The 24070-nt window shown below is 39.6% G+C and carries 17 protein-coding genes and 3 tRNA genes; 8 read left to right on the top strand and 12 right to left on the bottom strand.

All coding sequences use genetic code 11. The features are described from left to right. Nucleotides 1–97: 97 nt before the first annotated feature. A complete protein-coding gene (locus FTT92_RS08175; protein ID WP_180171837.1) occupies nt 98–1516 on the bottom strand; it encodes an amino acid permease in 1419 nt (472 codons plus the stop codon). Nucleotides 1517–1639: 123 nt separating this feature from the next. Beyond that, a tRNA-Glu gene (locus FTT92_RS08170) sits at nt 1640–1715 on the bottom strand. 106 nt (nt 1716–1821) lie between these two features. Between FTT92_RS08170 and FTT92_RS08165 the strand changes: the two genes are divergently transcribed. Then, the gene (locus tag FTT92_RS08165; protein WP_180171836.1) at nt 1822–2514 is read left to right on the top strand and encodes a hypothetical protein; all 693 of its coding nucleotides are present in this window, start codon (nt 1822–1824) and stop codon (nt 2512–2514) included. Between the two features lie 156 nt (nt 2515–2670). Here FTT92_RS08165 and FTT92_RS08160 read toward each other — a convergent pair whose 3' ends face one another. From FTT92_RS08160 to pyrC, 6 genes are all read right to left on the bottom strand, one after another. Beyond that, entirely contained in the window at nt 2671–4098 is a 1428-nt protein-coding gene (locus FTT92_RS08160) for an amino acid permease (protein ID WP_180171835.1), read from the bottom strand. A 128-nt stretch (nt 4099–4226) separates the two neighbouring features. Then, entirely contained in the window at nt 4227–4379 is a 153-nt protein-coding gene (locus tag FTT92_RS08155; RefSeq protein ID WP_180036011.1) for a hypothetical protein, read from the bottom strand. A gap of 404 nt (nt 4380–4783) precedes the next feature. After that, a complete protein-coding gene (locus FTT92_RS08150) occupies nt 4784–7303 on the bottom strand; it encodes a TonB-dependent siderophore receptor (RefSeq protein WP_180171834.1) in 2520 nt (839 codons plus the stop codon). Nucleotides 7304–7504: 201 nt separating this feature from the next. Further along, nucleotides 7505–7580: transfer RNA gene (locus tag FTT92_RS08145), tRNA-Glu, on the bottom strand. Between the two features lie 20 nt (nt 7581–7600). After that, on the bottom strand, nt 7601–8260 hold the full coding sequence (rnt, locus tag FTT92_RS08140) for a ribonuclease T (protein ID WP_078192915.1): 660 nt from the start codon (nt 8258–8260) through the stop codon (nt 7601–7603). Then, nucleotides 8245–9279, bottom strand: a complete 1035-nt coding sequence (pyrC, locus tag FTT92_RS08135; RefSeq protein ID WP_111885770.1) for a dihydroorotase — start codon at nt 9277–9279, stop codon at nt 8245–8247. Before pyrC ends, rnt begins: the two co-directional genes overlap by 16 nt. 151 nt (nt 9280–9430) lie before the next feature. Here pyrC and FTT92_RS08130 point away from each other — a divergent pair, with 151 nt between their 5' ends. Continuing rightward, nucleotides 9431–10687, top strand: coding sequence for a diguanylate cyclase (locus tag FTT92_RS08130; protein ID WP_180055963.1), 1257 nt, complete (start codon nt 9431–9433; stop codon nt 10685–10687). Between the two features lie 82 nt (nt 10688–10769). On the opposite strand, the gene argG is transcribed toward FTT92_RS08130, so the two are convergent. Further along, nucleotides 10770–12113, bottom strand: coding sequence for an argininosuccinate synthase (gene argG, locus FTT92_RS08125; protein ID WP_078192912.1), 1344 nt, complete (start codon nt 12111–12113; stop codon nt 10770–10772). A gap of 620 nt (nt 12114–12733) precedes the next feature. Between argG and lldP the strand changes: the two genes are divergently transcribed. From lldP to FTT92_RS08095, 6 genes are all read left to right on the top strand, one after another. After that, nucleotides 12734–14401, top strand: coding sequence for an L-lactate permease (gene lldP, locus FTT92_RS08120; RefSeq protein ID WP_180171833.1), 1668 nt, complete (start codon nt 12734–12736; stop codon nt 14399–14401). A gap of 32 nt (nt 14402–14433) precedes the next feature. Further along, the gene (gene lldR / locus FTT92_RS08115) at nt 14434–15177 is read left to right on the top strand and encodes a transcriptional regulator LldR (RefSeq protein WP_078189144.1); all 744 of its coding nucleotides are present in this window, start codon (nt 14434–14436) and stop codon (nt 15175–15177) included. Nucleotides 15178–15179: 2 nt separating this feature from the next. Then, the gene (lldD, locus tag FTT92_RS08110) at nt 15180–16334 is read left to right on the top strand and encodes an FMN-dependent L-lactate dehydrogenase LldD (RefSeq protein ID WP_078192909.1); all 1155 of its coding nucleotides are present in this window, start codon (nt 15180–15182) and stop codon (nt 16332–16334) included. A 318-nt stretch (nt 16335–16652) separates the two neighbouring features. Continuing rightward, a complete protein-coding gene (gene dld / locus FTT92_RS08105) occupies nt 16653–18344 on the top strand; it encodes a D-lactate dehydrogenase (protein ID WP_180171899.1) in 1692 nt (563 codons plus the stop codon). A gap of 181 nt (nt 18345–18525) precedes the next feature. Next, on the top strand, nt 18526–20562 hold the full coding sequence (locus FTT92_RS08100) for an NADPH-dependent 2,4-dienoyl-CoA reductase (RefSeq protein ID WP_078192908.1): 2037 nt from the start codon (nt 18526–18528) through the stop codon (nt 20560–20562). A gap of 87 nt (nt 20563–20649) precedes the next feature. Beyond that, a tRNA-Ser gene (locus tag FTT92_RS08095) sits at nt 20650–20739 on the top strand. A 265-nt stretch (nt 20740–21004) separates the two neighbouring features. On the opposite strand, the gene FTT92_RS08090 is transcribed toward FTT92_RS08095, so the two are convergent. From FTT92_RS08090 to FTT92_RS08080, 3 genes are all read right to left on the bottom strand, one after another. After that, the gene (locus FTT92_RS08090) at nt 21005–22063 is read right to left on the bottom strand and encodes a hypothetical protein (protein ID WP_218951568.1); all 1059 of its coding nucleotides are present in this window, start codon (nt 22061–22063) and stop codon (nt 21005–21007) included. A gap of 15 nt (nt 22064–22078) precedes the next feature. Next, nucleotides 22079–23254, bottom strand: coding sequence for an inovirus-type Gp2 protein (locus FTT92_RS08085; protein ID WP_180171832.1), 1176 nt, complete (start codon nt 23252–23254; stop codon nt 22079–22081). 418 nt (nt 23255–23672) lie between these two features. Beyond that, nucleotides 23673–23906, bottom strand: a complete 234-nt coding sequence (locus FTT92_RS08080) for an AlpA family transcriptional regulator (protein WP_180171831.1) — start codon at nt 23904–23906, stop codon at nt 23673–23675. Nucleotides 23907–24070 lie beyond the last annotated feature (164 nt).

Here is a 24070-nt window from a genome sequence, read left to right as displayed (position 1 = left end):
CGACGGACCAGTTTTTATTCTACTTTTATTAAAATATAGCCATAAAAAAAGAGCAACCGAAGTTACTCTTTTATCGTGTTTGGCATGACAACGCAGATCAATTTTTGTTGTGATACAAGGTGTAGTAGCTGATATAACACGCCACAATGAAGATCATACAGCAGATAAAGCCAGTTAACATTTCTGGGTCAAATACCATACTAATACAGGTAATAAGACAGAATACAAAACCGAGTATCGGCACAATTGGGAAGAGTGGTGCAGCAAAAGCTAAATCTTTTGCAGTTTTACCTTCTTTATACCACTGACGGCGGAAGTTGAATTGGCTTAAACAAATACTCATCCATACCACCACCATGGTAAATGCCGCGACACCTAACAAGTTTTTGAAGATGGTTTCTGGAGCGAATTGTTCAGACAGTAAGCCCGGCATACCACCGATCATGGTCACAATCACGGCAACATAAGGAATACCGCGCGAGTTCACTTTAGAGAACACTGCAGGTAATTGCTTACTATAGGACAATGACCACATCATTCGAGATGCAGCAAATAAACCAGAGTTAGCAGCAGAAAGTAGGGCTGTGATAATCACAAAGCGGATGATGTCTTCTGCATAAGGAATACCAATGTGCTGGAATACTGTTACGAAAGGTGAACTACTTACACCTTCGGCAGATAAGCCAGCTTCTTGATGGGGCAATAATGCAGTAATAACAACAATGGTACCTACAAAGAAAATCAACAAGCGGAAAATCGCCGTGTTAATGGCTTTAGGTACATTTTTCGCTGGATCTTTGGTTTCACCCGCAGCAACACCAATCAGTTCAGTACCTGAGAATGCAAAGTTCACAATCAACATTGTAGCGAAGATTGGGAACAAGCCTTCAGGGAACCAACCTTGTGCAGTGAGGTTGCTAAACAGTGGTGCAGCTTCATAGCCTTGATAGCCTAAAACACCAAAAATGGCCAATAGACCTAAAATAATAAAGGCTACAACGGTAATGACTTTGACTAAGGCTAGCCAAAATTCAGATTCAGCAAACCATTTGGTTGAAATCATATTCAGGCAGAATACAAAAGCACCAAAGATTAAAGTCCACATCCACATAGAACTGTCTGGGAACCATTCCTGCATTAAAAGTGCAGCAGCAGTAAATTCAGTTCCTAGCGTTACGGACCATGTCAGCCAATACAGCCAAGTGATGGTATAACCCGTACCCGGTCCGATATAGCGTTTAGCATAAGCGCCAAATGAACCAGATTCTGGCATATGTACAGCGAGCTCGCCTAAGCAAAGCATCACCATATAGGCGATAATACCACCTAAAAAATACGAAATAATGGCACCTACAGGCCCCGTTTGTGCAATGACTTCACCCGAACCAAGAAATAAACCAGTACCGATTGCGCCGCCAAGCGAAATCATCACCAGATGTCGAGTACTCATAGCGCGTTTTAACGGCGCAGAATTGCCCTGATGCGAAGCATCATTCGGAGAATGTGATGACTGCATAGAGAAAAAGGAGAATCAAATAATGAAGCGAGTAATTGTAGAGAAGAATGCAATGATGATGCAATCAATTAATATAAATTATAGATAAATAAACTTTAAGTTTGTCAGAGCTGACAGAAGAATTGGCGTCCCTACGGGGATTCGAACCCCGGTTACCGCCGTGAAAGGGCGATGTCCTAGGCCTCTAGACGATAGGGACGTTTTGAGGTGGGTGTATAGTACATAGCCCATCTATATTTGTCAAAATAGAGTTTCATTGTTATATTCTAAATGTATATAAATGAAACAAAAACAGAATTTTTTTAATGAAAAATAATTTTAATGAGTTTATTTCTCGAATTTTATTTGAAATCAATCAATTTAATGTGGGCAAAGTCCATGAAAGATTCTATATAGTTTTATTGAATTATTTGCATTGGTTTGAAGTTTATACAAATAATTTTTCTTCGTATATTAGTAAATCAGAGTTTGAAAGAATTATTGATGAACTTTTATTTAGGGATTTAGATGGGGAAAGTAGAATTACGTATAATCACCTCAAATCTTTAAATGATTCTCATTATTTTTTAGATATCCAGAGCTTTTTTAAATTATATTTAATCTTAAAGGTTCGAAGATATCAGTTGTCTAGTGATGATGTAGAACTTGAAAAATTAGAAAAAAAATTGGATGTATGTTTTGAGCCAATGTTGTGGAGTAAAGACAAACAAGATTTATTGGTTATTAATCGTGATTTTCCTGAATTTAAAAAACAGATGAATTCAAGTCGGGTGCTTTTGCCACTTTCATTAATAGTTTTTAACTTTACTTTTGTTGAATTAATATCTAATACAAGTTTGAGAGTATCTATCCAAATATTTCTAGCAATAGTAGCTGCGTGTCTTTTAGCTAATGTTTCTAAAGGGGCAAAATCCGAAAAGGACTCATTAGAGTTGAAAGTATGGGATTATATCTTGGTGTTGAGCGAGGATAAAAACTCATTGACGAAAAGCAGTTGAACTATTTCCTTAAATTATAATTTGTACAGTGGTTTTTGTGGATTAAACTGCTCCCACAAATCATTTTTGAATTTATATGGGAACCCTAATTTTTCTCTCATAGGGAAGAGAAATAGTTTCATAAAAAAAGGTGGCTAATGAGCCACCTTAACTATTTTATTTATCGTGATATAACCAATAATAACCTGCATAACACGCTGCCATAAAGATCAGACAGCCAATAAAGCCAGAAAGCATTTCAGGATCTGCAGCCATACTTAAACCTGTTGCGGTACAGCAGACAAAGCCAAGAATTGGAACCAGCGGGAACCATGGTGTACGGAATTTAAGCTCTGAAACGCTATGACCTTGTTTCAGCCATTGGCGACGGAAGTTAAATTGACTCCAGCAAATACTCATCCACACGATCACCATGGTGAAGGCAGCAACCCCCATCAAGTTCTTGAAGATGACATCTGCCCCAAATTGTTCTGACAATAGACCCGGTAAACCACCGATCATAGTGACCAATACAGCAATATAAGGCACACCAGTTTTGCTTAATTTGCCGAAAACACGTGGTAATTGTTTTTGTGCGGACAGCGCCCACATCATACGTGATGCAGCATATAAACCAGAGTTAGCTGTAGACAGTAAAGCCGTAATAATGACGAAACGAATTAAGTCTTCTGCATAGGGAATGCCCATCAGGTTAAATACGGAAACGAATGGACTGCTACTTAAGCCGCCATGTCCACCGACATTTAAACCTGCATCGGTATAGGTCAACAGTGAACTGATAACGATAATAGTGCCGACAAAGAAAATGATTAAGCGCCATACCGCAGCATGAATGGCTTTAGGCACATTCTTTTCAGGGTTTTCAGTTTCACCTGCAGCGATACCAATCATCTCCGTACCATTAAAGGCAAAGTTCACGATCAATAGCGTTGCAAACAGTGGGAACAAACCATTTGGCAGCCAACCATGTTCAGTCAGATTGTGGAACATTGGAGCTGATTCATAGCCTTGGAAAGGCACGAAACCAAAGATGCAGGCAAAACCAAGGATGATGAAAATCAACACTGTTGCAACTTTCACCATGGATAACCAAAATTCTGACTCTGCGAATGCGCGTGTAGAACTTAGATTAGAAATCAGTACACCAGCAGCAAAGATCAGTGTCCATAACCAAATAGAGGTTTGTGGAAACCATTCCTGCATCAAAATAGCCGCCGCAGTAAATTCTGTACCTAAGGTGGCAGACCAGCCCAACCAGTACATCCAAGACACCATATAACCGGTACCCGGGCCAATATAATTTGTCGCAAAAGCACCAAAAGAGCCAGAAACAGGTAAATGTACGGCAAGCTCACCCAAACAGAGCATAACCATGTAGGCGATTAGACCGCCAATAATGTAGGCAAGTACAGCGCCCAAAGGCCCAGCTTGTGAAATAACTTCACCTGAACCCATAAACAAACCAGTACCAATTGCACCACCAAGTGAGAGCATCACAAGGTGTCGAGTCGTCATCGCACGTTTAAGCGATGGACTTTTACCTTCAGCAGACGAGTGTTGCGAAGGTTCAGAGGGAGATTGCATAGTGAAAAGAAAATTAAACGAAAGGTATATTTTATGATTGAATGCAGTGAAATGATTGATAAATCGAATTTTTCTTATAATGTGATAATACTGATCTAAAATTTAAATCTTTAGCACTGACCATTGGATTAATGGTCAGGAGTTTGATACTCAGCTTCAGAAGTTGCAGGTACTTGAGTTTGTTCAGCTACAGGGGCTTTGGTGTCATCGCGGCTCACAATATACAGATAGAGTGCAGATGGAAATAAGATGGCTAAAACCAAGAGCAACTTTTTAAACATAGGGTATTCTTACATCAAAATAGATCAAACTGAAGTATAAACAAAACCAGTCAGGCTGTAATTAATTAAAGTTTGTGGTTTTTCTGTTCTAGATTGGACAGTATGACTTGGTAAATGTCGGGGTAGTGTTGTTTAAAGTTCCGTTGTTGCATGATTGTGATGGTTGAAGCATTTGGCTCGACACCCAGTTTTAAAATTTTTTGGGTTAATTCGATGTTGTTTGATTTGTATGCTTGATCCTACTCAACAGTATTTGAATGATTTGTAGGTAGGCAGGCTTCTGGTCTAAAAATGTAGATGAAGATACCGAGATATACTTTGCACAGGCCAAAGAGTGGGATTATTTTTTTCATTATATGATTCATAAAAAACAAGAGCGCTTTTAGCGCTCTTGATATGGATAATTAAAACTTAAAAGTGACATCAGCAATGAATTGTCGCCCAATTTCAGTCATAACGCGAGGTGTACTAGAAGTACTTGATGCGCCAGTTACATATGTATTTACGCGATTCGTTACATTGTTAATGGTTAAACCCAAAATGGCTTTTAAATCTTTACCTAAATTAATGTCATACGTTGTACGCATATCCCAAGTAAACTTTGGTTTGATTTCTGAAGCAACATAAGAGTCAATTTTTGAATCGTTATAGTCGATTTTTCCATTAGAAATTATATCGTCATAACTATCTTTGTAACTAAAGAAATTCGAAACTTTTATTGGAGCTGAATCAAAAGTAATATCCCAACTAATTCGTGCAGTCCAAGGTTGATTAAAATTTGTCGCAGGTCGGTCAGCCCATTTTATAATTTTACCGTCATAAGAAATCAAGCGTTCTTGGTCGGCATCTTTATATTCAGAAGTATAGTCAATATAACTACGGAATATTTCACTATAGTCAAAACCTAATGCAAATAAATGTTGCGTACCTGCAATGTTGAAAGGCTCTTGGTTTTTTAGTGTCAGAGAATAGATGTCTGCCTCACCATGTCCATCATTGGCATATTCATAAGAAAAATTGAAGCCGTCTTGAGGAATATCCGTACGGTTACGGGATATTTCATCTTGATACTTACGATTGACCCATTTTAGACCTAAATCCCAGTTCTTAATCTGGCTATTAATCCCGAAAACTATTTCATCACTAAAAGGTGTCTTAAGTTCTGAGCGGCGTGTAGATGTTGAAGAACTCGTCATAGATTCAACCCAATCAGTTTCAGGGTTTGAACGTGTTGCCTTATACAATAACTCCCCAATTGCATCATTCAGTTCTGTGCCTAATGTCTGTTGTCCATAGTATCGGTTCCATCCAGCTAAAACTTGCAGTCTGTCATCTTTAAAAGGTTTGTACGATATTGAACTACGCGGGGCAATATTAAAATTAGAGCTTAAAGAATCATAGTCTGCACGAATGCCAAAACGTGTTGAAACGTAATCTGACCACTGAATATTGTCTTCAATAAATGCATTGAAACGGTCTTGTTGTGCAGAGAATTCACCAGCTTTATAAATTGATGCTGATGCAAAATATTGTCCAGTCCATCCCTGTATAGTAGAGTTGGAATCACATAGGTAGTCATCTGCAAAACAAGTGTAATCGCCTAAATTTTTAAGATTTGTTGAGTTACTATTAGTGATCAAAACATCTGAAGCACGTTTCCAATCAACTTCTGCATGGCTGTAACCAAGGCCAGCCAGTATATTGTGTTGTGTTTGTCCTATTTTAAATAAATCGAAAGCAGCTTGGGCATCATAACTTAAGGCAGTCTGATTTTGCTCTAATTGTCCTAGCATAGTCCCTTCTGAAACAGTTTTTGAGTCTGTCCAATCTTTACTGCCTTCGGCAAAATGCCAGATCAAGCCGTAATTTTTATCCGATTGGCGGCTACTATCAGAGTTCTGGAAATTGAGTTTATGAGTGAGTGTTGCTGGGCCAAACCGGTGTTCGAGTTCAGAAAATAAGGTTACGGTCTCGGTTTTAAGTGTACTTTCTGAATTTCGGCGACTATCTGCATAATTTAGACTATCTAAGATCCCATAATCGAAGCCAAATTTAGCTTTAGTTGTTTCTGAAGGTGAGTAGAACAAAGTTGTTCCAAGATTAATGTTATTTCGTTCCTGATCAATTTTTTTAGGGTTATCGAAACCACTTAAAACAGGTATAACCGAGGTTCTTTTTGATGCATAACTATTAAAGCCCCATTGTTCTGAAAGCTTTCCGTAGATATTTGTGCTTAGGCCTTGTTTTGTATATTCTTTTTGATTGGCTTCACTCGGTTCTTCAAATAAATCTTGTTCTTTTTGGCTAATAATATTGTATCGAGCCCAATCACTTTCGGTGTAATCGTAGGTGATTGAACCATGTATTTTTCCAATTTCAGTATTTGGTGCGCATGTTTTTGCGCTTATTACGCCACCTGTAAATTGACCATAAGCGGCAGAAACATTGCTATCTAAGACTTCAAGCGAACATAGTAGATCTGTGTTGACAGCCATAGCCTGTGACCCAGTTCCAAAACTGTGCATGGTATTTGAGTCGGAATCTGTTGGGTTTATGAGTAGATTATTAGAGACCCCATTGATGATAAAGTTGTTTTGAAATGTCTGCGCTCCATTAATTGAAATTTCTGCTGGTTTAAGTTCTGCTTGAGATCCAGAAGCATTTTGGCTTTGGCTAAACTGCACATTTGGATTAACTTTTAAAAAGTCTGTGATATTTTTCGAGCTATTCGGCGTTTTTTCTAAATCTTCTTTGGTGTAGACGGTTTTACCTACTTCTTGCTTGGCTTTGACTTCAACTTCAATCGGCGTCATTTTGAGGTTATTGCTTTGAATAACTTGAGTTGAATCAATTTCATTGGCATAAGCTTGTGATGCTAAAGCAGTCAAAATTGCGAGATTGAGGGGAGAATATGCAAAGCGCATGGCTGTCAACAATTATGCAGATAAAAACGATAGCGATTATCATTAACTTTATAAAAATAATCAATAGAAATGAGAATTATTTTCAATAAGTGATTTTTTAATACACAGCGAATTCAATGAAAATTTTGAATAATCAGAAGAGATGGTGATGTGTATTCAATAGACTTGAATAATCAGCTTGGAGAAAGTCTGAATAAGAATTGGCGTCCCTACGGGGATTCGAACCCCGGTTACCGCCGTGAAAGGGCGATGTCCTAGGCCTCTAGACGATAGGGACGTTTAGAAGATGGCGGTATCTTATTGATCCGCCATCATAGTGTCAAGTAGGTGAGGGCCGAGTTTGTTCAAAATATAACAGAACAGTTCAGCGGTCTTCTGAGTATCGTAAAGTGCAGAGTGTGCTTCTTTGCCATCAAACTCAATACCTGCCTGAATACATGATTTTGCCAGCACAGTTTGTCCAAACATTACAGCGCTCAAAGTCACTGTATCGAATACGGAAAAACTATGGAAAGGATTTTGATTTTTTGTCCCTGTACGTGCAATCGCTGCCTGTACAAAACCTAAGTCAAAATGGGCATTATGACCAACTAAAACCGCGTGTGTGCAGTTCTGTTGGCGACGTACTTCATTCACTGACTTAAAAATACGTTTTAATGCTGATTTCTCATCTTCAGCCATGGCCATACGCATCGGATTAAATGGATCTACACCAATAAAATCCAGTGAGCGACGGTCAAGGTTGGCACCTTCAAACGGATTGATATGTGCATGGTGGGCTTCACCCGGTACAAAATTACCTTCTGCATCATACACAATAGGAATAGCTGCAATTTCCAGTAAGGCATCGGTCTGTGAATTAAAACCTGCTGTTTCGACATCGACAACAACAGGTAGGAATCCACGGAAACGTTGACCAATGACTGGTCGAGTTTCATCTGTCACACTTTTCTCCATTGGATGGTCTTACCCGCATACAACGGAATAATTTTTTCGCCATCCAAGTAGTCTAAACTTTCAGGGATCACTTGATCTTCTTTTACCAAAGTAATGGTATTGGTATTTCGAGGGAGTCCGTAGAAGTCTGCACCAAAGTGGCTTGCAAAACCTTCTAAACGGTCGATTTTACCGACTTGATCAAATGCTTGAGCGTATAGCTCAATTGCTGTTGGTGCACTATAACATCCTGCACAGCCACATGCATTTTCTTTAGCATTTTTTGAGTGCGGCGCACTGTCTGTACCTAAGAAAAATTTAGGGTTCGCACTGGTCGCGACTTCAAGCAAAGTTTGCTGATGGGTTTGACGTTTTAATATCGGTAGGCAATAGAAATGCGGTTTAATACCACCCACCAACATATCATTACGGTTAAACAATAAATGTTGCGGTGTGATTGTCGCAGCGACATTACGGTCTTGTTCTAATACAAAATGCGCAGCTTCACTGGTGGTGATGTGTTCTAGCACCAATTTTAATTTAGGGAACTGTTTTAACAGTGGAGAAAGTACTTCATCAAGGAAACGTTTTTCACGGTCAAAAATATCGACATGGTTATGTGTCACTTCACCATGTAACAGTAATGGCACTTGGTGCTCTTCGAGTTGCTCAATCACACCATAGACTTTACTAATGTCGCTGACACCACTGTCTGAGTTCGTGGTTGCACCTGCTGGATAGAGCTTAATGGCATTAACATGCTCAGATTCTTTAATTTTTTTAACTTCACTTGCAGGTGTGTTGTCTGTGAAATAGAGCACCATGCGCGGGTCAAAGTGAACGCCTTCAGGAACATGTGCCATGATACGTTCACGGTATGCATTTGCTTCTTCAACAGTTTTTACCGGTGGTACGGTGTTTGGCATACAAATCGCGCGAGAGAATTGTTGTGCTAAATCAGGAACTGTACGCTTTAGGGCTAGACCGTCACGTAAATGTGCATGCCAATCATCTGGCTGAAGAAGAGTAATCGTATTCACAGCGATTCCAAGCTTGGAAATAAAACAAATGATAATGCAAATAATGTGAAAATGGTAACGAGATTTCTGTACAAATGACTGAACAGATATAAATAAAGAATAAAACTGTGGTATTTTTAAATGACTAAAAGAATTAGATAAATGCTTGGAAATGGAATACAAGTATAACCTTGCAAAGTTGCAATACGATAAAGAAAAAATAGAGGAACTGATTACACGGCAAACTCGTCGTGTAGGGGAAATGTTTCCTAAAAAACTGGAAACTCAATTTTGGACTTTAAGCCTCGATCGTGCGCAAACCAACATACGTCATTTTTTTTGGATGGGAGTGTTGATCTACTTTGTGCTCACGATGCTGATCATTCCCGGAGATTACTGGATAATTAATCAACAGCATTTTGTGCATGATTTTATTCGTTGTTTGCTTGGTCAGCTCAATGGTGCGCTGTGTCTTCTGACTTTATATGCCTTTGCTCGTTACGACCGTCTGAAGCCTTATTTTTCACATGCTAGTATGTTTGTAGTGTTTTGGGCAGTTATTTCAATGTCTTGGCTCACCATGACCGTGTATACCGAAGCACTTAAACATCAGGCCATGATGATCCTTTGTATGATTTACATCTTGAGCTATATTTTGACGGGGGTTAAACCAGTCCAAATGTTGATGTCTGGATTGTTGGCTGCTGTGGTCACCATGTTGATGCTTTTTTCATTAGAAGTGAAATTTGATGTGATGGTGTTGGGGCGTGTACTGATTGGAAGCTGTGTATTGGGTTTTGCAATCAGTAAGATGCTCTGTGCGCGTGAACGGATGATATTTTTGAATATGCTGCGCGCGGATATTAGTGAAAAAATCCATCGTATTCATACCACAGAGCTTTTACATTTAAGTCAGCATGATGAATTAACCAAGATTTCAAACCGACGTACTTTTGATGAAATGCTTGATACATTTTATGAGCAATCTCGACGTAATAACACCTCGCTTGCTGTGCTATTTATCGATGTCGATCATTTTAAAAACTATAACGATTTCTACGGTCATCAAAAAGGCGATGATGTAATTTCAACCATTGCCAAAACCATTAAAAATGCCATTCGACATATGGATTTTGTAGCGCGATATGGTGGTGAAGAATTTGTGGTTTTATTGCCTGAAACCGATGCGCATGGTGCTTATGCGGTAGCGTCAAATATTTATAAAGCAATCGATCGTTTAGAAATTCCACATGCCAAATCACAGGTTTCAAATCACGTCACTATTAGTTTGGGTATTACGGTATATCGTGCTGAAAATATGACGAAGGATGAACTGTTAAATATTGCCGATCAGGCGTTGTATCGTGCGAAACAATTAGGCCGGAATCAAATTTACTATCAGTCGATTCGTTCAGCACATGTGGCTTAATGTTTAATAAAATTGAGAACTTCTCTGAAATCGGCAATAAAAAACCGCGCAAAATGCGCGGTTTTTTATGACTCAACAAATCTTATTTGTTTTTGTCTTTTAATTGAGGCACTGCAGAACCTGTACCTACTGCAAGTAAGCCAGAGTTTGTGTAGATACCTAATTTAGCGCGAGTATCTGTGATATCCAAGTTACGCATAGTCAATTGACCGATACGGTCAGCAGGGCTAAACATAGAGTCACCTTTCTCCATAGTTAAACGCTCAGCTTCATAAGTGAGGTTAGGAGATTCAGTGTTTAGAATAGTGTAGTCATTACCACGACGAAGTTCTAAAGTCACCGTACCAGTGATTGCTTTAGCAACCCAACGCTGCGCAGTTTCACGAAGCATTAATGATTGAGAATCGAACCAACGACCTTGGTAAAGAAGACGACCTAAACGCAGACCGTTAATACGGTATTGTTCGATGGTGTCTTCGTTATGAATACCAGTCACTAAACGTTCATAAGCAATATGAAGAAGTGCCATACCCGGAGCTTCGTAGATACCACGAGATTTTGCTTCAATGATACGGTTTTCGATTTGGTCAGACATACCTAGACCATGACGACCACCGATACGGTTGGCTTCAAGAATGAACTCAACTGGGTTTTCGATACGTTTGCCATTTAATGCAACAGGGAAGCCTTCTTCGAAAGTTACAGAAACTTCTTCAGCTTTTACTTCTACGTCATCTTTCCAGAACGCAACGCCCATGATTGGGTCTACGATTTTGATACCCGCATTAAGGTATTCAAGATCTTTTGCTTCGTGAGTCGCACCTAACATGTTTGAGTCAGTTGAGTACGCTTTCTCTTTTGACATTTTGTAGTCAAAACCGTTGTCGATTAGGAACTGTGACATTTCTGCACGGCCACCTAATTCGTCAATAAAGGTTTGGTCTAACCACGGTTTGTAAATTTTAAGTGCTGGGTTAGTCAATAGACCATAACGGTAGAAACGTTCAATGTCGTTACCTTTATAAGTCGAACCGTCACCCCAGATGTTTACGTCATCTTCTTTCATTGCGGTTACAAGCATCGTACCTGTAACTGCACGACCAAGAGGAGTCGTGTTGAAATAAGGCATACCACCAGTTGAAATATGGAAAGCGCCACATTGAATAGCCGCAATACCTTCTAATGCAAGTTGTAAACGACAATCAACTAAGCGAGCTTTAACTGCGCCATACGCTTCCGCTTTTTTTGGAATCGCATCGTAGTCGTCTTCATCAGGTTGACCTAAGTTTGCTGTGTAAGCATAAGGTTCTGCACCTTTTTGTTTCATCCACAAAAGCGCAGCTGAAGTATCTAGACCACCAGAGAAGGCAATACCAACTTTTTTGCCAACTGGGACATTCTGCAAGATAGTTGCATTATCAGTCATTGTTAATCCTAACGATATAAATATAGGCACCGAGAATGGGTGGCCTGAAAGAATACATATATGTGTGCGATTGTAGCACTTTTCTGCACGGTTTTTCTAAAAAATCATGAGATACAAGCGATGAGTTGGAAAAAAATGATCGTTGAAATCTATTGGTGAATACTTCATCCAGTTTTTGCGGGCGAAAAATGCATTTTCTGAAAGAAATAGGTTGCAAATATAAAGAAATCTATTTGATTTTAATAAATGGTCATACCAATATGGTGTTGATTTGGTTTTTATACTTCCCATTGAAATGAGACTGAGGTCAAACAAAGCTTGGTTATTAGACTAAAGTATATTTTATAAAATCTATTCATAAATAATAACTACAAAACAATTATTTAAAAGTTTATATAGATGTTTTTAAACGGACAAATAATGTTTTTGTATTTTATATTGGTCATACCAAAAACAAGAAAAGCTTGAATGATTGAGTTGAAATATTTAAAAATTGCGGAGTATTTCAGCAAAATAGTATGAGTTTTTATGTCTTTGATTTTTATATTGGTCATACCAATACAAAAAGACCACATGCTGATATTGCTCAATAATTAAATCTTAGTAAGCATTTCAAGGAGATGACAATGCTTCAATGGCAGCAAATATATGACCCAATGGGGAATATATGGATATCAAGTTTAATTGCGCTCATTCCGATTATCTTTTTTTTCTTGGCGCTTGCTGTATTTCGTTTAAAAGGCAGTGTGGCAGGTACGATCACCGTTGTACTGGCACTTTTGGTGTCTTTATTTGCCTATGACATGCCTGCGCTTATGGCATTGGCTTCGATGGTCTACGGTTTCTTCTATGGTTTATGGCCGATTGCATGGATCATTATTGGTGCGGTGTTCCTGTATAAAATTTCAGTCAAAACAGGGCAGTTTGACATCATCCGTTCTTCGATTCTTTCCATTACTGAAGATCAACGATTACAGATGCTGTTAGTTGGCTTTGCTTTCGGTACTTTCCTCGAAGGTGCGGCGGGCTTTGGTGCCCCTGTGGCGATTACCGCAGCACTATTGGTAGGTTTAGGCTTTAAGCCTTTATATGCGGCAGGTCTTTGTCTGATCGTCAATACTGCGCCAGTGGCTTTTGGTGCGATGGGTATTCCAATTATCGTTGCTGGACAAGTGTCTGGTGTTGATACGATGGAAATCAGTCAGATGGTTGGTCGACAGCTGCCATTTATGGTGCCGATTGTACTGTTTTGGATTATGGCGATTATGGATGGCTGGCGCGGTGTGAAGGAAACTTGGCCTGCAGTTGTTGTTGGCGCGAGTAGCTTTGCGATTGCACAGTACCTAACCTCGAACTTTGTCGGTCCTGAATTACCCGATATTACCGCGGCGATTGCCTCTTTAGTGTCATTAACGATTTTATTTAAATATTGGCAGCCTAAACATATTTTCCGCTTTGCAGATCAAGATGCGACGATGAATGAAGATGTTGCTGCACAAAAACAGAAAAAATATAGCTTGGGGCAAATTGCAAAAGCGTGGTCGCCATTTGCGATCTTAACGGTGATGGTCACGATCTGGAGTATTAAACCGTTTAAGGATTTATTTACCAAAGATGGCGCGCTGCATGACATGGTTATTTCGATCAAAGTGCCATTTTTACATCAATTGGTTCAAAAGATGCCGCCAGTCGTACCTGAAATGAAGGACTACGATGCTATCTATAAATTTGATTGGTTTTCGGCAACAGGTACAGCAATTGTTATCGCTGCGATCATTACCATTATTTTCTTAAAAATGAAGCCGAAAGACGCGATTGTGACCTTTGGTGAAACCATTAATGAATTAAAAATTCCAATTTATTCAATTGGGATGGTCTTGGCTTTTGCATTTATCGCCAACTATTCAGGGATGTCAGCAACATTGGCATTAGCACTTGCGCATACAGGTCAAGCCTTTACTTTCTTCTCGCCATTTTTAGGATGGCTTGGTGTATTTCTAACGGGTTCAGATACGTCAGCCAATGCACTATTTGCTGCATTACAGGCAACTACTGCACAGCAAATTGGTGTGCCAGAAGTATTACTCGTTGCTGCCAATACCAGTGGTGGTGTGACTGGAAAAATGATTTCTCCGCAGTCAATTGCAATTGCATGTGCGGCAGTTGGATTGGTAGGTAAAGAGTCGGATTTATTCCGTTTTACCGTAAAACACAGTATAACGTTCACAATCATGATGGGGATTTTAATCACCCTACAAGCTTATGTGTTCCCTTGGATGATTCCATAACACGCATTGTGTAACAACGTTAAGGAAAGCAGATGAAAGTCTCTGATAAAACTGTTCAAAGTCTTCGCGTATTGATTGAAGAAAGCAATATGCAAGTTGGAGATCGTCTGCCTGCAGAACGGAAACTGTGTGAACAACTTGGCGTCTCACGCACCTCTTTACGCGAAGCGATTTCTCAATTGACCAGCATGGGCGTGTTGGTCAGTAAAGTCGGTGCGGGGACTTTTTTAAAGCAATTACCAGCGACATGGTCGAGTTATCAAATTGTGCAGCCCATTAGCAGTTTGATTAGTGAAGACCCTGCCTACCGGTTTGATGTGCAAGAGGCGCGCATTATTTTGGAAGGTGGTACCGCATGGTATGCGGCACAACGTGCTACAGCAGAGGACTTGGCACATATCCGACATTATTATGATCAGATCAATCATTTTCAGGCTTTAGGCAATGACGATGAAGCAGCGCGTGCAGATGCCAAATTTCATTTAGCAATTGCTGAAGCATCACATAATTTAGTGTTGATTCAGATGATGCGTGGTCTATTTGATCTGTTGCAATTTAATGTCGTTTTAGGTCGTCGAAAAGTTTATAGCGAAGCACACCGATTTGATCAATTGCATGATCAGCACTTTCAAGTCATGAATGCAATTGAACGCCGTGATCCTGAAGCTGCACGTAAAGCAGTCTGTGGACACATTGAGTTTGTAGTACAACAGGTGCGTATGATTGATGAAGAAGAAGCTCGACGTCAGCGTGCCAGTCGATTAAACAGGATATAAGCATGATTATTTCTTCTGCCAATGACTACCGTGAAGCGGCACGTCGTCGTTTACCGCCATTTTTATTTCATTACATCGATGGCGGGGCGTATGCCGAATATACCTTAAAGCGTAATGTAGAAGATTTATCAAAAATAGCGTTGCGTCAACGTGTGCTGAATGACATGTCACAGCTGAGTCTAGAAACCCAACTGTTTAATGAAACCTTATCGATGCCTGTAGCTTTATCACCTGTGGGTTTAACCGGGATGTATGCACGTCGTGGTGAAGTTCAAGCAGCCGTTGCCGCAGATAAAAAGGGCATTCCATTTACGCTGTCTACCGTTTCAGTTTGTCCAATTGAAGAAGTGGCGCCAGCGATTCAGCGTCCCATGTGGTTTCAGTTGTATGTACTACGTGACCGTGGCTTTATGAAAAATGCCTTAGAACGTGCCAAAGCAGCAGGCTGTTCAACTCTGGTGTTTACCGTGGATATGCCTGTTCCGGGCGCACGTTACCGTGATGCACACTCGGGGATGAGCGGCCCAAATGCTGCCATGCGCCGTTATATGCAGTCGTGTTTCCACCCACACTGGGCGTGGAATGTGGGTTTATTAGGTCGTCCGCATGACTTAGGGAATATTTCTAAATACTTGGGCAAACCAACAGGTTTGGAAGATTATATCGGCTGGTTGGGCAATAACTTTGACCCATCAATTTCATGGAAAGACCTTGAGTGGATTCGTGAATTTTGGGATGGCCCGATGGTCATTAAAGGCATACTTGACCCTGAAGATGCCAAAGATGCAGTGCGTTTTGGTGCAGATGGCATTGTGGTGTCAAACCATGGTGGCCGTCAGCTCGATGGGGTTTTATCATCAGCGCGTGCATTGCCGCCAATTGCAGATGCAGTAAAAGGCGATATTAAAATTCTTGCTGACTCAGGTATTCGAAATGGTTTAGATGTGGTGCGTATGCTGGCTTTGGGTGCAGATACCTGTATGCTCGGTCGCGCATTTGTTTATGCACTCGGTGCAGCAGGTGGTGAGGGTGTTTCCAATCTTCTAGAATTGATTGATAAAGAAATGCGTGTTGCGATGACCTTAACAGGTGCAAAAACCATTGCGGATATTACATCTGATTGTTTGGTGAAGTTAGAGAAAGAGTTGGCTGGGTGATTTTTTGAATAGATCTCTTGGGAAAGTTATTCGTCATCAAAAAAATTAACAATGAAAGTTCCCTCTCCTTGTAGGAGAGGGTTAGGGAGAGGTATTTATTGATTAATTCTCCTAACCCTCTTGTGTAGCATTGCTACTCATCCCAAAGGGAGAAGGGATATTCATTATAGATTTTAATAACAATGACTAAAAACTTTTGATATGTGCAAATAAACCTACGTTGTTTAAATTATTTAAATCAATATTTTTTCATTGTATAACAATACAATTCCTCTTTAGCGAGGAGAGAAAATAATGAAAATGGAAAATTCTACGAGCATGCAAACTCAATCATTACAAACCATTCAAAACCTCATCAACATCGTCGGTAAGCAACACGTTTTAACTGAAGATAAAGACACACGTTTATACCGCCAAGGTCGCCGTTACGGTGCAGGAAAAGTATTGGCTGTGGTTACACCGGGCTCTTTACTTGAGCAATGGCATGTGTTGCAAGCTGCTGTGGATGCAAATTGTATTGTGATTATGCAAGCCGCCAATACTGGTTTGACAGGTGGTTCAACGCCTTTTGGTGATGACTATGACCGTCCTGTGGTGCTGATAAGTACACGTCGTTTGGTTGGCATCCAAGTGATTAATGAAGGCAAGCAAGTGATTTGCCTACCGGGGGCGACATTAGACAAGCTTGAAAAAGATTTGCTGCCATTTAATCGTGAACCTCATTCGGTGATTGGTTCTTCTTGTATTGGGGCATCGGTTTTGGGCGGCGTATGCAATAACTCAGGGGGTGCTTTGGTACGCCGCGGTCCTGCCTATACAGAGCTTGCATTGTATGCACAAGTGAATGAGTCAGGTGAGTTAGAGTTGGTCAATCATCTAGGTGTCAATCTTGGCAATACGCCTGAAGAAATCCTCACAGCGCTGGAAAATAAAAATTATCAAATCAATGATATTGTGAATAATTCAAGTTGCTGTGCATCAGATCAACGCTACTCACATGATGTTAAACAAGTCGATGAAAATACACCTGCACGTTTTAATGCAGATCCGAGTCGACTATTTGAAGCATCAGGTTCAGCAGGTAAGGTCTGCGTCTTTGCAGTACGTTTAGATACCTTTGAAAAAATTCCTAGTCAGGTGTTTTATGTAGGGACCAATTCACAAGATGATTTAACAGAAATTCGTCGTTTTCTATTAAAAGATCTTGCACGCCTCCCGATTGCGGGTGAGTACATTCATCGCATGGCATACGATATTGGGGCTGAATATGGCAAAGATTCTTTTGTATTTATTGAAAAATTCGGCACCGCAAAAGTTCCTGCTGCTTTTGCCATGAAAGATAAAGTCGATGGCTATTTAGAAAAACTGGGCTTGCGAGGTTTGTCGGATAAAGTCTTGCAGCTGGTGACTAAATTTTTGCCGAATCATTTGCCAAAACGTATGAATGAATTTCGTGATTTATATGAACATCATTTGATGATTCGTATTGAAAATCAGGATGTTGATCAAGTTGATGCGTATTTGAAAACGTATTTTTTAGATAAAACCTCAGGCAATTATTTTAAATGTACGGATGAAGAAGGTCGTAAGGCATTTTTACATCGTTTTGCGGTGGCAGGAGCTGCCATTCGTTATCGTGATACGCATCGTTCAGAAGTGGAAGACATTGTTGCACTGGATATTGCATTACGTCGCAATGATCGAGAATGGGTGGAAACTTTACCGAAAGCCATGGATGAGCAAATTATCCATAAACTCTATTATGGACATTTTCTCTGTCATGTTTTTCATCAAGATTATATTGTGAAAAAAGGTGTAGACCCTTTGGCAATGGAACATGCAATGTGGCATTTACTCGATGACCGTGGCGCTGAATATCCTGCAGAACACAATGTTGGGCATTTGTATGTGGCGAAGCCTGCGCTGAAAAATCATTATCAAAAGCTGGATCCGACTAATAGCTTTAATGTGGGGATTGGACAAACCAGCAAGCTGAAACATTGGAAATAATGCTTTTAAAAACAACATGCCGTGATGTGAAAGTTCACGGCTTTTTTATGGTTCGAGAATTGATATATCCGGAGGTATTGACCATAAAGGCGAAGAATATTTTCTAAATTGTCATCCCAAAATATAAAAAAACCGCTAAAGTGTTATGCAACAAGTTGCAAAGCCAAAATAAGGATTCAGCATGACAACGACTAGCTATGCAAATATTTTAAAGCCTTTACATTTGGGTTTTACCACGATTAAAAACCGTGTCGTGATGGGGTCCATGCATAGTGGGCTGGAAGATCGTTTTTATAATTATCCTAAGCTTGCAGCTTATTTTGGTGAGCGTGCGAAAGGTGGTGTTGGCCTGATTATTACAGGCGGTATTTCGCCAAACCGTCAAGGTTGGCTGTTACCCGCTGGCGGTACCATGAATACGTTAGGTGATATTGCTCCGCATCGCTTGGTAACCCATGCAGTACATAAGCATGGTGCCAAAATTTTAATGCAAATCTTGCATGCTGGGCGTTATGGCTATCAGCCTTTTGCAGTGTCAGCAAGTCCGATTAAATCTCCGATTTCACCTTTTAAACCACGTCAATTAACGGACAAACAAATTCTTTCAACCATTGATGATTATGTCAAAACGGCAAGCCTTGCACATAAGGCCGGCTATGATGGTGTTGAAATCATGGGTTCAGAAGGCTACTTGCTGAATCAGTTTTTAAGCCGTCATGTCAACCAACGGACAGACCGTTGGGGCGGTGAAATTGAAAATCGTATGCGCCTTGCAGTTGATATTGTGAAATCGATACGTGCTGAAGTGGGTGAGAAATTTATTATCTGCTTCCGTTTGTCATTGCTCGATTTGGTTCATGATGGGAACACCATGGCAGAAGTCATTACTGTTGCTAAAGCATTGGAAGCAGCAGGTGTGACGTTGCTGAACACGGGGATTGGCTGGCATGAAGCACGTATTCCGACAATTGTGACCTCAGTGCCTCGCGCAGCGTTTGTGGACTATACCGCTGAAGTCAAAAAACATGTTGCGATCCCTGTCATTGCGTCCAACCGTATCAATATGCCAGATACAGCTGAAGAAATTTTAGCTTCAGGCAAGGCAGATATGGTGCAAATGGCGCGTCCATTCTTGGCAGATCCATTTTGGGTAAATAAAACGGCGACCAACCGTGTCGATGAAATTAATACCTGTATTGCCTGTAACCAAGCCTGCTTAGATCATACTTTTAAAAATCAGCGTGCGACGTGTTTGGTCAACCCACGAGCGGCATATGAAACTGAATTGGTTTATTTAAAGACCAAAAAACCGAAGCGTATTGCAGTCGTCGGTGGTGGCGTGGCAGGCATGTCTGCAGCTACGGTTGCGGCAAGCCGAGGCCATGCGGTGACATTATTTGAAGCTGGTGCAGAGGTGGGTGGTCAATTTAATTTGGCAAAAGTCATTCCTGGCAAAGAAGAATTTCATGAAACGATTCGATACTTTAAAGTTCAAATCGAAAAAACGGGTGTGGATTTGCGTTTAAATACGCGTGTAAACCGTGAACAGCTTGAACGTGAAGGGTTTGAGGAAGTTGTTATTGCAACAGGTGTGGTTCCTCGCAGCTTAAAAATTGAAGGTAGTGATGCACCGAATGTCTTGTCTTATGCAGAAGTGCTGAAAGGCGCAGCTGTGGGCAATAAAGTTGCTGTGATTGGTGCAGGCGGCATTGGCTTTGATGTATCTGAATTTTTACTCAAACCACCACATCAGCCACAACCAATGCCTTTAGCGGATTGGCAGCGGGAGTGGGGTGTTGATCCAAATCCAAACTACATAACAGAAGGTGGTATGCAGGCTGCTGAGCTCGAACCTCCTGTTCGTGAAATCTACTTATTACAACGTAAAACAACTGCAATTGGTGCTGGGTTAGGTAAAACATCAGGCTGGGTACATCGTGCACAATTAAAGAAAAATGCGGTTCGTATGCTGCGTGGTGTTCAATACAAAGCCATTACTGATGAAGGTCTTTGGGTTGAACATGCAGGGCATGATCAATTATTACGTGTAGATACAATCGTCGTTTGTGCAGGTCAGGAATCGGTGAAGCATTTGATGCCAGAACAGGGTGAGAAAACCCTTGCCAATTACCATATTATTGGTGGCGCAAAACTAGCAGCAGAGTTAGATGCAAAACGCGCAATACGTGAAGGTGCGGAGCTTGCGGCTAAACTTTAAGGATTTGGCGAAACAATATTCATTTGAAAGGTTTAGTTGTAATTTTTACTTGTCAGATGAATAAAACCTCCGTATTATGGCGCACATGGAAGCGTGGCAGAGCGGTTTAATGCACCGGTCTTGAAAACCGACGAGGGCGCGAGTCCTCCGTGAGTTCGAATCTCACCGCTTCCGCCAAATTTTGAATTAAGCCCTTGTATTTTCAAGGGCTTTTTTCTTACCTGTGCTTTTGTCCCACATTATAACCCACATAAAATTTTGGCTTCAATTGAACATAAATGGCGGATCTTGAACCGGATAGGAAGCCTATAAAAAATTAGAAGTGCATTTAAAACTGAATTGTTGATGCTCTAGATCACAAATGATTCGGCTAATTTTATTTATTTAATGCTATGAAAATAAAACAGCATGATCAAAGTCATGCTGTTTTAAAAGGTGTTAACTAGCGATTATATTGGGTTTGACCTCGTTCAATATTTAAACTGCATGAATCATCACCAATTCTAAACAAATAACTTGGAATCACGAGTTGAGCTTTTAGTGCATTTAAACGGTTGCCAACATGAATCTGTTTTAAGTCATAATAGTTCTGTTCTTGCCCTTGAAATAGGGGTGCAATTCCAGAATTGATTGTACCGATATTACCTAAAGCAATACGATCGTTGTTAAGTTCAATAAAATGTGGTTCAAGCATTTCGTACAGATCTGTATCTTTGAATTGCACAAGATCAGAATATTCTTTTTTCACAATGAAAATAAGCCGTATTGAGAATGTTTGAGCTATATCTGTTTCCTTACGGGAGATAATGCCTAAGACATTGTTTTTACTTCTCTTTTTCCAGATATCTTGAATAATTTCATTACATTTTTCTTTAACAATTTCGTAAGCAGTCATACTACGAAAGTCAGGATCACCAAAAGCGGGCTCCAAACCATTAGGACGTTTACGTTGTACAATTAATGAATGCAGTTCAAATTTACTGGACTCGCCATAGATAAACTCAAAAAAACGATCGTAGCGATTACTACAAGAGCGGTAACGAGTGTTCCATGATTGAAGTTGTGACATGAAAGCTCTAGTTTGAATATGGACTTTGAAATCAGCAAAACAAGTTTCACATGCGTGTTCTATTTGCTGATAAGCATCTATATTGAATTGATCTAAATTATGTTTCAGCATCAGTTTGCTGAGTAACACTATTTCGGGATGAATCCATACATTTTGAAACTGCCCAAGTGTATAAGGATTTCGTATATTATCGAAAATATGGTTGAAGACAGTATTCCCTAAATTAGTCTTATATAGATTTGGAATGTTTGGATGTGGAAATGCAGTCAAATTATTGGTAAATATCCTGAATCGATTCCCTCTTTTAATTTTTTGGATAAGTTCTAAATAATTAAACAATGAAATCGGTGTATATCCTTGGTTAGGATATAGACTGGTAATAAAGTTTAATTGGTTAGTTGCTTCCATTTTTTCCATAGCATTAAACGACATAATTGATTCCTTAGATTAGTTTGATTGCGTTGAATTTAAGATGCGAGCGCGTCCAGACTTCGCCTTTGGGGTGGGCAACTGACTACGCTGAAATCGCTTAAAATTTTTAAGTTCTGAAAAAATGAAAAATTGATCTGCTTTACAGATGTAATCGAAGGTTTTAATTAAGAAAGATTGTTTTTCAAGATCTGAATAATGAATCATGCCGATACCACAGTATCTGTACTGATCTTTCTTCATATTGCAGATAAAGCAGCTTCCTTGATTATTGGTTATTTTTTTCCAATAGTCAGAAATGTATTGAGCAATACTGATATCTTCTTGATGCTTGCTACCATCGAAAAAGAAATATGCATGAATATGGAACCCTGTTGCTTGAGAATACTCATATTGGAAGATATAGCCTTCGATATCGTTTAATAAGGTATTGTTACGCCAATTGTTTTTAAACTTAGTCATGAAATTTTTAAGCGCACTTAAATCATGGCGTGAGTAAGGGGTAGTCATTGAAGAGGCTTGCTTTAGAATGGTAGCTAAATCTCGTTTAGATGCGAAATCCATTCTAATAACTAATACTTTTGCAAACTTAGCAATTAAGTGATTCAGAAGCTCAATACAGGCTTTCTTATTATTTTTTTTGATTGTATCGCGGTCTCTGATTTTTTTGCGGAAAGATGAACTCTGCATATGTTGAATTAGACGTTCAATGAACAGATTAAACAAATCTGTGTATTTATTTAAACTATCCTGATTAGTAGGGTCGAGTGAAAATAGTTGTGTAAGAAACTCAAGATCCTTTTCTGAAAATTGAGTACGTACAGATATCCATGCTTTTATTTCTTCACCATAGAAATATTGATCAGAGAGTTGATAATAGAATGCTGGGAAAATCTTCTTTACCAAACTGTCCCAGCCAGCAGCGAACTCAACCCGATAATGTTGAGTCGAACGGAATACATGCGTTTTGGTTATTTTTGCGATAGGTAATTGAGCTTTTTCACATTTAGCAATCACATTCAAAATATTTGAACAAATTTCTACTTCATAATCAGTATTGTGTCGAAGAAGAGTGTGAGCGATGCAATCTTCTCCTGCGATAAGTGCAGAACTAGAATCAGAGTTCATTAGGGCAAGCTGTTCTTCAAATGTGAAGGTGCCTGCTGAGTGGTCAAGTAATTTAAGTGCTTCCATAAATTTCTCAAAAAATTAATTTCCAAGAATTTGGGCAATAGTTGTCCATCGACGCTAAATTAAGAAGCGTCTATGCTGAGTGAATGGCATGTTTAGGGATTAGTAGTGAACAAGGTTAAATCAATATATCCGACCATCAGTGAGTAATTAACTCGTGATCTGACTTGCTCTAGGCAGTCAGGTTCACTATTGATGAGATTTAATTTGATATTGACCTCTGGAAGGTAACGAGGTCAGATCATAAATATAGAATATATGATGTAACTTACTAATAAATATTAAGTATATCTAATAAGAATATATTGTAGATAGACTTAAATGATTTAATACCTATATTGCAATTCAAGGCAAATAGACTACCTATGCACAAATTCATCTTGTGTTTACGTGAATGTCTAAATGAATTAGATGTACACAGTTAAGCCGTCTTTCGAAGTAGGTCGCGGGTATCAATTTTGGACTGAATCCATGCTTGAACCTCAATAAGTTGCCAACGGGTTAAATGACCAAACTTCACTGGTTTTGGGAAGTCTGGGTCAAAGCGTTTGGACTTGGGATTAAGACGATCATAAATGGTAGATCTGGATAAACCAGTTAATTCTTCTAAATCTATACGAGAGATCATCTTAAATTGAGGTGATACAGAAACCATCATTTGTCCTATTTGGTAGTGATTGGATGATTTCTACAATAAAAAAAGAAAACTCACCAAAATACCCGATTTGCACGGACATTTAGGATTTCATGGCGAAATTGAGGAAAAGTTTATATTTAACAGTTCAAAGAGCTGATCTAATCATGAAGATTGGATCAGCT

The organism is Acinetobacter sp. YH12023 (assembly GCF_013420135.1).
Taxonomy (GTDB): domain Bacteria; phylum Pseudomonadota; class Gammaproteobacteria; order Pseudomonadales; family Moraxellaceae; genus Acinetobacter; species Acinetobacter amyesii.
Note: the sequence above shows the minus strand (reverse complement) of the source record. Positions and strands in the feature narration are given on the sequence as shown.